This window comes from Sinomonas mesophila, assembly GCF_001999765.1.
GTDB lineage: Bacteria > Actinomycetota > Actinomycetes > Actinomycetales > Micrococcaceae > Sinomonas > Sinomonas mesophila.
This window is the reverse complement of record NZ_KV908329.1, coordinates 71,568-85,735: the sequence shown is the minus strand read 5'-3', so window position 1 is coordinate 85,735 and position 14,168 is coordinate 71,568. Positions and strand designations below refer to the sequence as shown.

13 protein-coding genes are annotated in these 14,168 nt (G+C 72.5%); 6 read left to right on the top strand and 7 right to left on the bottom strand.

All coding sequences use genetic code 11. From position 1 onward, the window contains the following. Positions 1 to 49 precede the first annotated feature (49 nt). The 3 genes from BV907_RS09520 (at position 50) to dcd (ending at position 2,670) form a co-directional block, all read left to right on the top strand. Positions 50 to 1,369: an APC family permease gene (locus BV907_RS09520; RefSeq protein WP_077489495.1), complete on the top strand. Its 1,320-nt coding sequence runs from the start codon at positions 50 to 52 to the stop codon at positions 1,367 to 1,369. Between the two features lie 66 nt (positions 1,370 to 1,435). After that, positions 1,436 to 1,885 (top strand): SRPBCC family protein, encoded by a 450-nt coding sequence (locus tag BV907_RS09515; RefSeq protein ID WP_077489494.1) that lies wholly within the window; start codon positions 1,436 to 1,438, stop codon positions 1,883 to 1,885. Between the two features lie 209 nt (positions 1,886 to 2,094). After that, the gene (dcd, locus tag BV907_RS09510; protein WP_077489493.1) at positions 2,095 to 2,670 is read left to right on the top strand and encodes a dCTP deaminase; all 576 of its coding nucleotides are present in this window, start codon (positions 2,095 to 2,097) and stop codon (positions 2,668 to 2,670) included. A 77-nt stretch (positions 2,671 to 2,747) separates the two neighbouring features. Here dcd and BV907_RS09505 read toward each other — a convergent pair whose 3' ends face one another. The 3 genes from BV907_RS09505 to BV907_RS09495 form a co-directional block, all read right to left on the bottom strand. Next, the gene (locus tag BV907_RS09505) at positions 2,748 to 3,716 is read right to left on the bottom strand and encodes a hypothetical protein (protein WP_139346693.1); all 969 of its coding nucleotides are present in this window, start codon (positions 3,714 to 3,716) and stop codon (positions 2,748 to 2,750) included. 168 nt (positions 3,717 to 3,884) lie between these two features. Beyond that, on the bottom strand, positions 3,885 to 4,700 hold the full coding sequence (locus BV907_RS09500) for a FadR/GntR family transcriptional regulator (protein WP_342745544.1): 816 nt from the start codon (positions 4,698 to 4,700) through the stop codon (positions 3,885 to 3,887). 35 nt (positions 4,701 to 4,735) lie between these two features. Next, on the bottom strand, positions 4,736 to 6,421 hold the full coding sequence (locus BV907_RS09495; RefSeq protein ID WP_077489491.1) for an L-lactate permease: 1,686 nt from the start codon (positions 6,419 to 6,421) through the stop codon (positions 4,736 to 4,738). 198 nt (positions 6,422 to 6,619) lie between these two features. Between BV907_RS09495 and BV907_RS09490 the strand changes: the two genes are divergently transcribed. From BV907_RS09490 to BV907_RS09480, 3 genes are read left to right on the top strand one after another with little or no spacing between them, the layout of a single operon-like run. Then, the gene (locus BV907_RS09490) at positions 6,620 to 7,480 is read left to right on the top strand and encodes a (Fe-S)-binding protein (protein ID WP_077489490.1); all 861 of its coding nucleotides are present in this window, start codon (positions 6,620 to 6,622) and stop codon (positions 7,478 to 7,480) included. Then, the gene (locus BV907_RS09485; RefSeq protein ID WP_077489489.1) at positions 7,477 to 8,994 is read left to right on the top strand and encodes a lactate utilization protein B; all 1,518 of its coding nucleotides are present in this window, start codon (positions 7,477 to 7,479) and stop codon (positions 8,992 to 8,994) included. The genes BV907_RS09490 and BV907_RS09485 overlap by 4 nt, the downstream gene beginning before the upstream one ends. Beyond that, the gene (locus BV907_RS09480; RefSeq protein ID WP_077489488.1) at positions 8,991 to 9,680 is read left to right on the top strand and encodes a LutC/YkgG family protein; all 690 of its coding nucleotides are present in this window, start codon (positions 8,991 to 8,993) and stop codon (positions 9,678 to 9,680) included. Before BV907_RS09485 ends, BV907_RS09480 begins: the two co-directional genes overlap by 4 nt. Positions 9,681 to 9,741: 61 nt before the next feature. On the opposite strand, the gene BV907_RS09475 is transcribed toward BV907_RS09480, so the two are convergent. The 4 genes from BV907_RS09475 to BV907_RS09460 all read right to left on the bottom strand — a co-directional run bounded on the left by BV907_RS09475 (position 9,742) and on the right by BV907_RS09460 (position 14,140). Then, positions 9,742 to 10,578 carry an ACT domain-containing protein gene (locus BV907_RS09475; RefSeq protein WP_077489487.1) on the bottom strand — a complete coding sequence of 279 codons (837 nt, stop codon included), beginning with the start codon at positions 10,576 to 10,578 and terminating at the stop codon, positions 9,742 to 9,744. 165 nt (positions 10,579 to 10,743) lie between these two features. After that, a complete protein-coding gene (locus BV907_RS09470; RefSeq protein WP_077489486.1) occupies positions 10,744 to 11,940 on the bottom strand; it encodes a cation:proton antiporter in 1,197 nt (398 codons plus the stop codon). Positions 11,941 to 11,946: 6 nt separating this feature from the next. Continuing rightward, positions 11,947 to 12,429: a cation:proton antiporter regulatory subunit gene (locus tag BV907_RS09465; RefSeq protein WP_077489485.1), complete on the bottom strand. Its 483-nt coding sequence runs from the start codon at positions 12,427 to 12,429 to the stop codon at positions 11,947 to 11,949. 256 nt (positions 12,430 to 12,685) lie between these two features. Next, complete coding sequence (locus BV907_RS09460) at positions 12,686 to 14,140, bottom strand: MFS transporter (protein WP_175637425.1); 1,455 nt, start codon at positions 14,138 to 14,140, stop codon at positions 12,686 to 12,688. Between the last annotated feature and the right edge of the window lie 28 nt (positions 14,141 to 14,168).

Sequence of the window (14,168 nt, the reverse complement as noted above, 5' to 3'; positions counted from 1 at the left end):
GGCACCCAGCGCACTCGTCCGACGGGGGTCGGATTCCTAGCGTGGAGTCATGAGCGCCGAGACGAGTCCGAGGATCCTTTCCGCCGACGCGGGAGCAGCGCAGGAGCGTCGTGGGGCCCTCGGGCGGGTCCGCGGCCTGGCCTACTACCTCGGGGCCGTGCTCGGCACGGGCGTCATCGCGCTCCCGGCCCTCTCGTACCGGGCGGCCGGGCCGGCGAGCCTCGTCGCCTGGGCCGCGCTTGTTGTCGCGTCGGTGCCGATCGCGTGGACGTTCGCCGCCCTCGGCCGCCTGCTCCCGGACGCCGGCGGCGTCTCGACGTACGTGCGCCGGGCCTTCGGCGACTACTGGGCCACGGCCTCCGGGTGGTGGTTCGCCTTCACGATCCCCCTGGGCATCCCCGCCTCGGCGCTCTTCGCGGGGCAGTACGCCGCGCACGCCCTCGGCGCGCCGCGCTGGGCCGCCGTCGCCGTCGCCGCGGCGATCACCGCGGCCGTCCTCGGGTCCGTGTGGGCCGGCGTGCGGACCTCGTCGGCACTCCAGCTCGGCCTCGCTGGCACGATCCTCGTGGTTCTGGTCCTCGCGATCGCGGCCGGGCTGCCGCACGTGGATCCGGCCAGGCTCGAGCCCTTCTCGCCGTCCGGGTGGGGCTCCGTCGCCTCCTCGCTCGCGCTCATCGTGTGGGCCTTCGCGGGCTGGGAGGCCATGAGCTACCTCGGCGGCCAGTTCCGCGACCCGCGGCGGGACCTCGGCGCCGTGACCGCGGCCGCGCTCGCGATCGTTGGCATCCTCTATCTCTCGCTCGCGGCCGTGTCCGTCCTCGCGCTCGGCGAGGGGGCCGGCGGCGAGGCGCCGCTGGCATCCCTGCTGGCGTTCGCCGTCGGGCCCGCCGCGCCTGCGCTCACGGCGGGGCTCGCCGTCGTGCTCACCCTCGGAGTGCTCACGAGCTACGCGACGGGCGCGGCCGAGCTGGCCCGGTCCCTCGGCCAGACCGGCTCGCTGCCCGCGTGGTTCGGGCGCGGGCGCCACGGGCTCGCCGCCGTCACCGCGCTGAGCGCGTCCGCCCTCGCCGTCCTCGCGGTGGGCCAGGACGCGACGGAGGTCCTCGTCCGGCTCGTCACCGCGGCCATCGTCGCCGTGTACGTCGCGGGCCTCGCCGCGGCCCTGCGGCTCCTGCCGGGGAGCGGTCAGCGTGCCGTGGCGGCGCTCGGGCTCGCCGCGGTCGTCGGGCTCGCCGCGAGCGCGGGGGCGTACCTCGCGTGGCCCGCGGTGCTTGCGGCCGGGGCCGCGCTGTGGCACGGAAGACGGCGCCGCCGTCGTGGGCCGCGCCTGACTCGGCACGGTGTCCGCGGTCTGGCCCGCCGGGCCTAGCGGCAGGGAGGCGCGAGGCTCTCGTGGACCTTGCCCAGCTCCCGCGCCCCGGCCTACGGTTCACGCATGGTCGCCGCAGAGCACACCGTCACCGTGCGCCGGTCCCCGGGTGACGTCTACGCCTTCCTCGCCGACGGGCTCAACAACGCGCGCTGGCGCAGCAGCGTCCGGTCCGTCTCGCTCGCGTCCGGGGCGCCTGGCGAGGTCGGCGCCGTGTACGCGCAGCGGCTCGCCGGTCCGGGCGGACGCGAGATCGACGGCGACTACGAGATCACCGAGGCCCGCCCCGGCGAGGTGCTCCGGTTCCGCGTCATCGCGGGCCCGGCGCGGCCGCAGGGCCTCTTCCTCCTCGTCCCCGCGGACGACGGCGCCACGCGCGTGAGCTTCGGCCTCACCTTCGAGCCGGCCGGCGTCATGAAGCTCCTCGGCGGGCTCATCCACCGCACGATGGAGGACGAGGTCCACGAGCTCGACCGGCTCAAGGCGATCCTCGAGGGCGAGGCGCCCGCCGGCTGAGACGCCGAGGTGGGGGCCTGTGACGCCGAGATGGGGGGTTGGTCCGCCGAGATGGGGGCCTGTGACGCCGAGATGGGGTGGTGGGTCCGCCGAGGGGGGATGCCGTCCAAGCGCGGCGGCGGGACGACGGCGGGACCCAGCCGCCCGCCGTCGTGCGCCTGCTGGTTCACGCCCACGGCCGCGCGGGGCCCGCCTGTACTCTTGGATGCGTGCTGCTTTCAGACCGCGACATCCGTGCCGAAATCGACTCCGAGCGCATCCAGCTCGCGCCGTACGAGCCGGCCATGGTGCAGCCCTCGAGCGTGGACGTGCGGATCGACCGGTTCTTCCGGCTCTTCGACAACCACAAGTACGCGCACATCGACCCGTCCGAGGAGCAGCCGGAGCTGACGCGCCTTGTCGAGGTCCAGGGCGATGAGCCCTTCATCCTGCACCCGGGGGAGTTCGTGCTCGGCTCGACGTTCGAGACCGTGACGCTTCCCGATGACGTCGCGGCGCGGCTCGAGGGCAAGTCGTCGCTCGGGCGTCTCGGCCTGCTCACGCACTCGACCGCGGGGTTCATCGACCCGGGGTTCTCCGGCCACGTCACGCTCGAGCTCTCGAACGTCGCGACGCTGCCGATCAAGCTGTGGCCGGGCATGAAGATCGGCCAGCTGTGCTTCTTCCGGCTCTCCTCCGCGGCCGAGCACCCCTACGGCTCGGGCGAGTACGGCAACCGCTACCAGGGCCAGCGCGGCCCGACGGCCTCGCGCAGCTACCTCAACTTCCACCGCACGAGCGTCTGAGGCCCTCGACTTTCGGACTCGGGTCACCCCCTTCGCAATTGTTGAGTTGAGCAGTGTTCGGGGGCTTGGCACCCTGCTCAAGCCAACAATTGACGGCCGGTCGGGCCAACCGCCCGTAATGGCTCGAGGCGCCGGAGGCGTTGAGCGACGACAGAGGCCACCCCATCCCACCCCCTGCTCCGGACATCGGCGGCGGAGACGATGAGCTGGTCCCATCCCACATCCGCAACAACTCGGTTGCGCCAATTGTCGCTGGCCTGCTGTTCCGCACTTCGGTGGTGCTCGCCGTCGTACTGGAGGGAGAGCCGCACGTCGACGAACGCCTGATCCGGCCACGCGACGGCCCTCCCCGCAGCGTCGCGGATCGCATGGTTCAGGGTCGGCTCGGGCAGGCCGGCCTCGATGATGGCCAGACGGAGTTCGGTCTCCGGCACGGAGTCGGATCCCACCCGGACGAGAGTCAGGGCACGTCGGGCCGCGGGCAGGCCTCGCACGCGACGCTGTGCGTCCAGATAGGTCAGCATCTGGTCGGCGGTCAGGAAGGGCGCGCGGGGCCTGGGAAAGTCCGCGGGGTGGGCGCACACAAGGTAATCACCGACGGCGACGAGTTCGCGGAGCGACAGGACCGAAGCAAGATCCAGCCATGTGCGCAGCCGAGAGGTCACGCGCACGCCTGCGACGCAGGCTGTCTCGGCGTCTGCCAATCGCATCCGGTGACAGACAATGCCCGGCCGTACGCTGCCCGGCGTGCCAGATGGTCGTGTCACGTGGATTGCCAGCTCCCGTTCATGCGCCAGCGGCAGGGGGAAGCCCCAGATCTTGCCGGCAGTGGTGAAGCTCGCCACCGCGTCGGGCATGAGACTCAGCACAGGGGCGACGATCTCTGCCGGAGTCATGGCCGCCTGCCACGGTACGCGGATGCCCCTCGTCGGCGTGATGAGGTCAGAGGCGTTGAGCCGGCTGCGGCCAATGCCTGAAGCCTGGGCTTCGTGGACAGTGAAGGACCGCCCGGACATCTCTGGAGGAAGCCCCGGCCGGGTGTTCATGGCTCCATCCTGCGGTGCCGGTGGATGCGCATCGTCATTGTCCACAGAAATCCGCGCCGATGCATCGGATGTGGAGGGGCAATGGTCTGAGCGCCCCCGCTCAAATGTTGAGTTCGGCAGGGTTGAGGGCTCTGTCACCCTGCAGACCCCAACAATTCGCGGAGTAGGTTAGAGCGTCTGGGCGTAGAACCACTCGATGTGCTCGCGGACGAGGCGGGCCGCGCGCTCGCCGTCATGGGCCTCGACGGCCTCGAAGATCGCGCGGTGCTGGAGCCGCAGATCGGCGGCGATCTCGTCCCAGTTGCCGAGCGTCGCGACGGCCTCGTCGACATAGCCCCGCGTCGACTCGCGCAGCGACTCCATCATGGTGCTCACGACAGAGTTCCCCGCGAGGGCGCTGAGGGCCACGTGGAACTGCGCGTCGAGGGCTGTGAACGCCTTGGACGGCAGCGAGGGGTCGTCCATGGCGTCGAGCAGCGCGCGGGCCTCGTCGATCGCGGCGGGCTCCCACGTGCTGCCTGCCGCACGGGACAGGCACCACGTCTCCATCATGATGCGGGCCTGCACGATGTCCGCGACGGGCAGATGGCGGCTCGCGACGTGCAGCCTGAGCGCCTGGCCCAATGCTGAGGTCGGGTCGGACACGACGACCGTCCCGGACTTCGGCCCGGAGCCGGTCGCCGACCGCACCACGCCCATGACCTCGAGCGTGCGGATCGCGTCCCGCACCGAGGCCCGCGAGATTCCGAACTGCTCTGCGAGCGCTCTCTCGCCCGGGAGCCTGTCCCCCACCGAGAGCCTTCCCTCGCGCAGCTCGGTCTCGATGTGCGCCAGGACGACGTCGTGGGCGCGCTCGCCCGTGCGGGGGACCAGGGAGTCGGTGCTCGGCATGGTGTCCATCTTGCCCGACGCGTCGGCCCCGCGGTGCACGACGGCGGCCCCGTCGCGCACGACGGCGGCCCCCGCCGCGGGTGCGGAGGGCACCGCGCGCGAGGACCGCCGTCGTCCGCCAGGCCGGGCTAGGGGAGCATCCACCCGAGGACCGGCGTGGACTGGAGGAACACGAGGACGCACAGGACCAGGAGCATCCCCACGCTCCAGCCGACAACCTTGCGGAAGATCGCCGACTCCTGGCCGTCCATGCCCACCGACGTCGCGGCGATTGCGAGGTTCTGCGGGCTGATGAGCTTGCCCACGACGCCGCCGGTCGTGTTGGCCGCGACGAGCAGCGCCGGATCGATGCCGGCGTGCTGCCCCGCGGTCTGCTGGAGCTTGGCGAAGAGGGCATTCGCCGACGTGTCGGAGCCGGTCACGGCGGTGCCGATCCAGCCGAGGATCGGGGAGAGGAACGCGAACGCGGCGCCGGTGCCGGCCAGCCACGTGCCGATCGCGATCGTCTGGCCCGAGAGGTTCATGACGTAGGCGAGGGCGAGCACGAGCACGATCGTGAGAGCGGCCCTGCGCATCTTGACGAACGTCCGGGGCAGGGTGGCGACGGCCTCGGAGAAGCGGAGGCGGAACCGGCCGTCGCCGTCGTACTTCGCGTACACCGCGGCGATGATGAGCCCGGAGGCGAGCAGGAGCGTCCCTGGGCCGGAGAGCCACTGGAAGGTGTACACCGTCGAGGAGAGCGGCTGGCCGTCGGCGGTGAGCAGCGCGTCGTGGAGGACGGGCCACGGGATCTTGACGTCCGTGGACGCGAGGGCCTTGGGCAGGTCGATGCCGAGACGCCAGAGCTTGGCGACCGCGAAGACGACGATGACGAGGATGTAGGGGAAGAGCGCGAGCCAGATCCGCCCCCGGGTGAGGAGGTCCGTCGCGCCGGGGCCGCCGGCGTGGCTCGTGGGCTCCGGGACGCCCAGACGCTCGCGGGCCTCGTCGGCCCCGCGGGGCCTCCAGAAGCGCAGGAGCACGACGGCGGCGCCGAGGCCCGCGAGGGCGGCAACGACGTCGGTGAGCTCGTAGGAGAAGTAGTTCGCGCACAGGAACTGGGCGATCCCGAAGACGACGCCGGTCGCAAGGGCGGGGAACCATGCGTCGCGGACGCCGCGCACGCCGTCGACGAGGAAGAGCAGGAGCACGGGCACGAGGAACGCCAGGACCGGGGTCTGGCGGCCGACGATCGCGCCGATGTGCTCGGCGGGGATGTCGGTCAGGGCCCCGGCGGTGGTGATCGGGATCGCGATGGCGCCGAAGGCGACGGGGGCCGTGTTGGCCACGAGCACAGTGGCAGCGGCCCGGAGCGGCTTGAGGCCGATGGCCATGAGCATCGTCGCCGTGATCGCGACGGGCGCGCCGAATCCAGCGAGGGCCTCGAGCAGGCCGCCGAAGCAGAAGGCGATGAGGATGGCCTGGATGCGCAGATCGCCGCCGCCGATGCGGTCGAAGATCCGGCGCAGGTCCTCGAAGCGGCCCGAGAGGACCGTGACCTGGTACAGCCACACGGCCATGAGGACAATCCAGAACACAGGGAATGCGCCGAAGACGGCGCCCTGCGTCCCGGCGAGGAGGGCAAGTCCAGCGGGCATCTGGTAAGCGAGAACGGCCACCGCGATGGCCGCCACGAGGGCGAACGCCCCGGAGACGGGGGCCGGGCGGCGGAAGACTGCGAGCATCACGAAGAACGTCACGAGGGGGATGAGGCCGACGAGCGCGGACGCGGCGACACTGCCGGCCACGGGATCGATCACGGGGGTGAAGGTCATTCCTGGCTCCTGGTGGAGGTCGACATCGGAGGCATCCTCGCCACCGACGCAGAGCATCTGTGGTTAGACCACTGTGGTCTGACCATGAAATCTAGCACGCATGCCTCGGGTTGTGACAAGGGGCACGTGCATGCCTACTATGGTCCGACCACATGTGGCCAGACCACGGAACCCGCAGTCTGGCCGGAGAGGATTCCCATGAAGATCGCGCTCTTCGCGACCTGCATCGTCGACGCGATGTATCCGCGCGTCGCGCAGGCCACGGTGCAGATCCTGGAGCGGCTCGGGCACGAGGTCGTGTTCCCCGCCGGCCAGGCCTGCTGCGGCCAGATGCACGTCAACTCGGGCTACCTCCGCGAGGCCCTGCCCGTCGTCGAGAACCACGTGCGCACGTTCGAGGCCGGCTTCGCGGCGGGGGAGTACGACGTCGCGGTCGCGCCGTCCGGCTCGTGCGTCGCCTCGGTGCGGCACCAGCACGGCATGGTGGCGCGCTGGGCCGAAGAACACGAAGTCAAGGGGGCCGATCCCACCCTCGCGGCCCGCGCCGACGCCGTCGCCCGCCGCACCTACGAGCTCGCCCAGCTCCTCACCGACGTCCTCGGCGTGACCGACGCCGCGGCCCAGCTCGGCTCCTACCTCCCGGCCCGCATCACGTACCACCCGTCGTGCCACGGCATGCGCGTCCTCCGCCTCGGCGACCGCCAGCGGAGCCTGCTGCGCACGGTCGAGGCGCTCGACGTCGTCGACCTCCCCGAGGCCGACCAATGCTGCGGCTTCGGCGGAACCTTCAGCGTCAAGAACGCCGACGTCTCCTCCGCGATGCTCGCCGACAAGGTCGCGAACATCTGCGGCACCGGCGCGGCCGCGTGCGCGGGCGGCGACGCGAGCTGCCTCATGCACATCGGCGGCGGGCTCTCGCGCGAGCGGCGCACGACGGCGTCGGGCGCCCCCGTGCGCACCGTGCACCTCGCGGAGGTGCTCGCCTCGACCCGGGAGAACCCGCTCGCCGTCGACGGCGAGCTGGCACTCGCCTCGGGCGCGAAGCGGGGCGCGCGATGAGCACCGTGAGCCTGGGAATCCCGGTCGTGCCCCCGCGCGGCTTCGGCAACATCTCCGCCACCGAACCCTTCCCGCACGCCGCCCCGCGCCACCTCGCCAACGGGCAGCTGCGCGCCAACCTCGGCCACGCAACCCACACGATCCGGGACAAGCGCCTGCGCGTCGTGTCCGAGCTGCCCGACTGGGAGGAGCTCCGCGAGGCCGGCTCAGCGATCAAGACCGAGGCCATGGAGCGCCTGCCGGAGCTGCTCGCCCAGTTCGAGGAGCAGTTCACGGCCCGCGGCGGGACGGTGCACTGGGCCCGGGACGCGGCCGAGGCGAACGCGATCGTGGAGCGGCTCGTCCGGGCCGCGGGGGCCGACGAGGTCGTCAAGGTCAAGTCGATGGCGACCCAGGAGATCGGGCTCAACGAGCACCTCGAGGCGGCCGGCATCGCGGCCCACGAGACGGACCTGGCCGAGCTCATCGTCCAGCTCGGGCACGACAAGCCGAGCCACATCCTCGTCCCGGCGATCCACCGCAACCGCACCGAGATCCGCGACATCTTCCTGCGCGAGATGCCCGAGGTCGACCCGGCCCTGACCGACGAGCCCCGCCGCCTCGCGATGGCCGCCCGCGCCCACCTGCGCCGCAAGTTCCTCTCCGCCCGGGTCGCCGTCTCGGGGGCCAACTTCGGCATCGCCGAGACCGGCACGCTCGGCGTCGTGGAGTCCGAGGGCAATGGGCGCATGTGCCTCACGCTGCCCGAGACGCTCATCACGGTCATGGGGATCGAGAAGGTCCTGCCGCGCGCCGAGGACCTCGGCGTGTTCATGCAGCTGCTCCCGCGCTCGTCGACCGGCGAGCGGATGAACCCGTACACGTCGCTGTGGACCGGCGTCACCCCCGGCGATGGGCCCTCGGACGTGCACGTAGTCCTCCTCGACAACGGCCGCACGCGCGCGCTCGCGGACCGGCACGGCCGCTCGGCCCTGCACTGCATCCGCTGCTCGGCCTGCATGAACGTGTGCCCCGTGTACGAGCGCACGGGCGGCCACGCCTACGGCTCGACCTACCCCGGGCCCATCGGCGCGATCCTCTCGCCGCTGCTCACGGGCGTCGAGGCCGAGGAGAACTCCTCGCTGCCGTACGCGTCCTCGCTCTGCGGGGCGTGCTACGACGCGTGCCCCGTGAAGATCAACATCCCCGAGATCCTGGTGCACCTGCGCGGCGAGGACGTCGAGTCCCGCCGAGGCCAGAAGCGCCTGCCGAGCCAGATGGACCTCGCGATGAAGGGCGCCTCCTGGGCGATGTCCGACGGCGCGCGGCTCGGCCTGCTCGAGAAGGGCCTCCCGCTCGGGCGCGCCGCCGCCGACCGGGACGGGAAGATCACGAGGCTGCCCGGCCTCGCCGCGGGCTGGACGCAGAGCCGCGACATCCCCGCCCCGCCCGCCGAGTCCTTCCGGGACCAGTGGGCGAGGCGCGAGAAGACTCACGTGACGAGGGAAGCGACGACCGAAGGGGGCGAGAAATGAGCGCGCGCGACGAGATCCTGGCCCGCATCCACGAGGCCCTCGGCACCGACCCCGCCCCCACCCAATCCGGGGTCACCTCCCAAGGATCCGGGGTCACCTCCCTACGATCCGGGGTCACCTCCCTACGATCCGGGGTCACTCCCGCCTACCGCACGACATCCGGCCTCGATGAGGACGCGCTCGTCGCGATGCTCGTCGACCGGCTCGAGGACTACAAGGCTCGCGTCGAGGTGGTCCCCGCCGCCGAGGTCGCGGAGGCCATCAGGGCCCGGCTCGAGGGCAAGGACGTCGTCGTGCCCGAGGGCCTCCCGGCCGAGTGGCTGCACCCCGCCGTCGCGGAGCGCGCGGCGACGGACTCGCGCGAGGCGCCGCTCGCCGTCGCACACCTCGACGCGGCCGACGCCGTCGTGACCGGTTCCGCCGTGAGCGTCGCCGAGACGGGGACGATCGTCCTCGACGGGTCCCCGGACCAGGGGCGGCGCGCGACCTCGCTCGTCCCGGACCACCACGTGTGCGTCGTCCCGGTCTCAACGATCGTGGGGACCGTGCCGGAGGGCTTCGCGCGGCTCGACATCACGCGGCCGCTCACGCTCATCTCCGGGCCGTCGGCGACGAGCGACATCGAGCTCGAGCGGGTCGAGGGCGTCCACGGGCCGCGGATGCTGGACGTGATCATCGCGCGTTAGGGCAAGGGCGCGGCCGGGCGGCGCCCCCAAGGCGCCGCCCGGCCGCGGTTCAGAGGGGGCGTCAGGCCCGGCCCGCCCGCTGCCGCTCGACCACCTCGGCCAGCTCGGCGAGGCGGCCCGCCCGCGCGGATTCGGCGGGGGTGAAGGGGACCCCTGGCCGGATGAGCACGAGCGGCGCGTCCCACGGCGTCGGCACCTTGAGCACGCTCCCGGCTGCGTGCCACTCGACCGGCAGCGCCTTGTCCTCCGGAACGCGGTGCGCGCCGAGGAGCTCGGCCGCCGCGTACGGCAGCTCTGCGGGCGCGGCGGCGACCCGCGCGGCGAGCGAGAGAGCGCGGGTGGGAGCGTCGACGAGGGCGAGCGGCGTCGTCGGCCACACGCGGGCTGCCACGCCGCCCCCGTCCTCGATGGCGTCGAGGAGGTCCTGCTCGGTGAGGCCGCCGGGGGCGGAGAGCACGAGCTCGTCGACGACGCCGCTGCGCACCGGCTGCGCGTGGATGCCGAGGATGTTGACCTCGAGGCGCGTGAGCGCGTGCGTGAGGTGCTCGAGGGCGCCGGTCGTGTCCGGCAGGGTGGCGCGGGCACGCCAGAGCGCGGGGGCGACGTCGAGCTCGCGGCGACGGCGCAGGGCCGGGGCGTGCAGCCACGAGCGGAAGAGGCGGCGCGCGCCGGGCTCGGCGACCCAGATGACGAGCGCCGTCGCGGTCACCGCGAGCAGGGCGACCTTGAGCGCGAGCGGCCAGTCCGTGCCGACCACGGCGGCGTGCACCGCGAGCTCGATCGGCAGCATCGCGGCGACATTGGCGAGGGTGAGCCTGAACTTCGGCGGCTCGGGGTACCGGCCGCACACTTCGCAGGCCAGTTCGGACGGCGGGGGAGTGTGGGTGAAGGTGCTCATGCACCCATCCAAGCCCGCGGCTGTTTCCGCACCGTTGCCGAGGTGTTTAAGCCCGTGTTGCTGAGGGCCGACGGCGGGCGGCCGGCGTGCGCGGGCCGCGCCGCCCGCGCGCGAGAGGCGCGGCGCCGCCGTCGTCCGACTGGGGAGCAGCGCCGGATCCGCGCGTCAGAACGGCACCCGAGCCGACGCCGGCTGAGGGCCGCGGGGGCCGCGCAGGGCCCTGACGACGGGCTCGACATAGCGCGCCGCGAGCGGGCCGAGCACCGCCATGATGAGCACGTACGCGGTCGCGAAGGCGGCAAGCTCGCCACCGACGGCCCCGGACGCGACGGCGAGGCCGGCGATGACGATCGAGAACTCGCCGCGCGCGATGAGCGCCGCGCCCGCGCGGGCCCGGCCGTGGACGGCGATGCCTGCCCGTGCGGCGGCCCACCAGCCCGTCGCGACCTTGGTCCCGGCCGTGACGAGGGCGAGCGCGAGGGCCCAGCCCAGGACGGGCGGGATCGTCGAGGGATCCGTGTTGAGCCCGAACGAGACGAAGAAGATGGCGGCGAAGAGGTCGCGGAGCGGCTCGAGCACGAGGGAGGCGTTCTGCGCCGTCGTGCCGGAGATGGCGATGCCGAGCATGAATGCACCGACCGCCGCCGAGACCTGCATCGCGGAGGCGAGGCCCGCCACGAGCAGGGCCAGGCCGAGGACGTTGAGGAGGAAGACCTCGGAGTTCTCGCTGTGGACGGCCTTGGACACATGGTGTCCGTGCCGCAGCGCGAGCAGGAGCACGACCGTGACGACGAGGAGCGAGATGCCCAGGGCCTGGAGTCCGCCGAGGAAGCTCACGCCGGCGAGGACCGTGGTGAGGATGGGGAGGAAGACGGCCATGGCGAGGTCCTCGAAGACGAGGATCGAGAGGATGGTGGGGGTCTCGCGGTTGCCGAGCCGGCCCAGGTCGGTGATGACCTTCGCGACGATGCCCGACGACGAGATGTAGGTGATGCCGCCCATGACGAGCGCGCCGACGCCTCCCCAGCCAAGCATGTAGGCCAGCGCCGCGCCCGGGACGAAGTTGAGCACGAGGTCCATGACACCGGCCTGCCAGGAGCCGCGGAGCCCGGTGACGAGCTCCTGGGCCGTATATTCCAAACCGAGCATGAGCAGGAGCAGGATCACGCCGATCTCGCCCGCGAGGTGGCCGAACTCGCGCATGCCCGCCAGGTCGACGACGCCGCCCGCGCCGAAGACGAGCCCGCCCAGGAGGTACAGCGGGATGGGCGACATGCCGATTCTGCCCGCGAGGCGCGCCAAGAGGCCGAGGGCGAAGACGACGGCCCCCAGCTCGATGAGCGCCAGCGCGAGCGGGTCCATCGCAGCTCAGCCGTTGCGCAGGATCTGGGCGGCCGCCTCGAGCCCCTCGTGGGTGCCGACGGCGACAATCACGTCGCCGTTCCGGAGCACGTCGTCGGGTCCCGGCGACGCGTTGACCTCGCCTTCGCGCATGATCGCGACGACGGAGACCTTCGTCCTCGTGCGGATCGCGGCCTTGCCCATGGGCTGGTCGCGGAAGGGCGAGTCGGCGCCGACGTGGAACTGGCGCGTCGAGATGCCGGGGACCTCGCGGTGCTCCTCCGTGAGCTGCATGACGATCCGCTGGCCGCCGAGGAGATTGCCGAGGGCGGCGGCCTCCTCGGCGGTGAGTGGGATCGAGGCGGCGCACGTGTCCGGATCGTCCCAGTCGGAGACGAAGAGCTCGGTCTCGCCGTCGCGATGGCACACGACGCCGATGCGCCGGCCCGACTGTGTCATGAAGTCTTTGCGAACCCCGAACCCGGGGAGTTCGGTCTCGTCAACATCCATGGCACAACTCTAGTCCCGGCGTGCCTCGCCGAGGTGGGGTCCTGTGCCGCCGAGGTGGGGTGGTGGGACGGCGAGGTGGGGTGGTGGAGTTCCCGGTACTGCGGCGCGCGGACGACGGCGGTGCCTCCCCACGCTGACGCCCCACCAGGCGGGCCGCGCGAGCCGAGCGGCGGGTGAGGGTCGTCGTCGTGCGACCGGTGCCCCCATCTCGGGGTCACGGGACCCCATCTCGCGGTTACAGGCCCCCATCTCGGCGTCAGGCGGCGGGGACGACGGCGGTGCGCACTTCCGCCGGGGGCTTGACGGGCAGGAGCACGAGCAGGCCCGCGAGGAGCACGGCCATGATGCCCAGGATGCCCCACCGCTGGGCCTCGCCCTCGGCGACCAGGGGGGCCGCGATGGCGATGCTCAGGCTGAACAGGGACGGGGCGAGGAAGCTCACGGCCCGGCCGGTCGTCGCATAGAGGCCGAACAGCTCGCCGGCCTCGCCGTCGGGCGCGAGGCGCGCGAGGTACGCCCGGGCCGAGGCCTGCGCGGGCCCGACGAAGAGCGTGAGGGAGAGCCCGAAGACCCAGAACGTGTGGCCCCCGGTCCACTGCATGCCGCCCAAGGAATACGTGCCGTTGCCGAGCGCGAGGATCGCCCCCGAGGCGATGAGAAGGCCCACGAGCGAGCCGACGATGACCCGCTTGGGCCCGATCCTGTCGTCGAGCACGCCGCCCAGGATGGCGCCGCCCGCGGCGATGACGTTGCCGAAGATCGCGAAGAAGATCACCTGGCTCAGCGGGAAGCCGAACGTGCCCGCCGCGATGACCCCGCCGAACGTGAACACCGCGGCGAGGCCGTCCCGGAACACGGCCGAGGCGAGGAGGAAGTAGATCGTGTGCGGGCTCGTGGCCCAGATCGCCTTGATGCGCCGCCACAGGAGCCCGTAGGAGGCGGCGAATCCCAGCCGCGCCGCGGGGCGCCGCGGCACCTCGGGCACCGCCACGAGGACGGGCACCGAGAACACGACGATCCACAGCATCGAGAACACGGCCACGAGCCGGATGTTGAGGTTCTCCTCGGTCGAGGCACCGAACCAGTCGACGACGGGCTGGACGAAGAGGACCAGGACGAGCAGGAGCGCGACGATCCCGCCGAGGTACCCGGCCGCCCAGCCGAAGCCGGAGACCTTCCCGATGGTCCTGGGTGTCGCGATCTGCTCGAGCATCGCGTTGTAGTTCACGCCCGCGAACTCGCTGAACACGTGGCCCGCCGCGATGAGCGCCGCGCCGAGCACGAGCAGCTCGGGCCGCGGGTACACGAAGAAGCACGCCCCCGTCAGGGCCGCGACGACGGCGGTGTTGACCCCGAGCCACTGCTTCCGCCGCCCGCCGGCGTCGGAGCGCTGGCCGGTGACGGGCGCGAGGACGGCGATCGCCAGGCCGGCGACGGCGAGCGCCGCCCCGAGCGCGGCGGAGGCCCGGTCCTCGCCGCCGAACGCCTCGGACGTGAGGTACACGGTGAACACGAACGTCGTCATGATCGCGTTGAACGCCGCCGACCCCCAGTCCCACGAGGCCCATGCGAGCACCTGGGAGCGGCGGACGGGGGCGGTGCGCCGGCGCTCGAGCTCGGACTCGCCAGAGGCGCCAGCGGCCTCGGGACCGCCGGAGTCCGGCACCGGGATGGGGTCAATGGGGCCGGGCTGCTGGGCCGAGGGCTGCATATCTCGCACTCTAGCCGCTGATAGACTG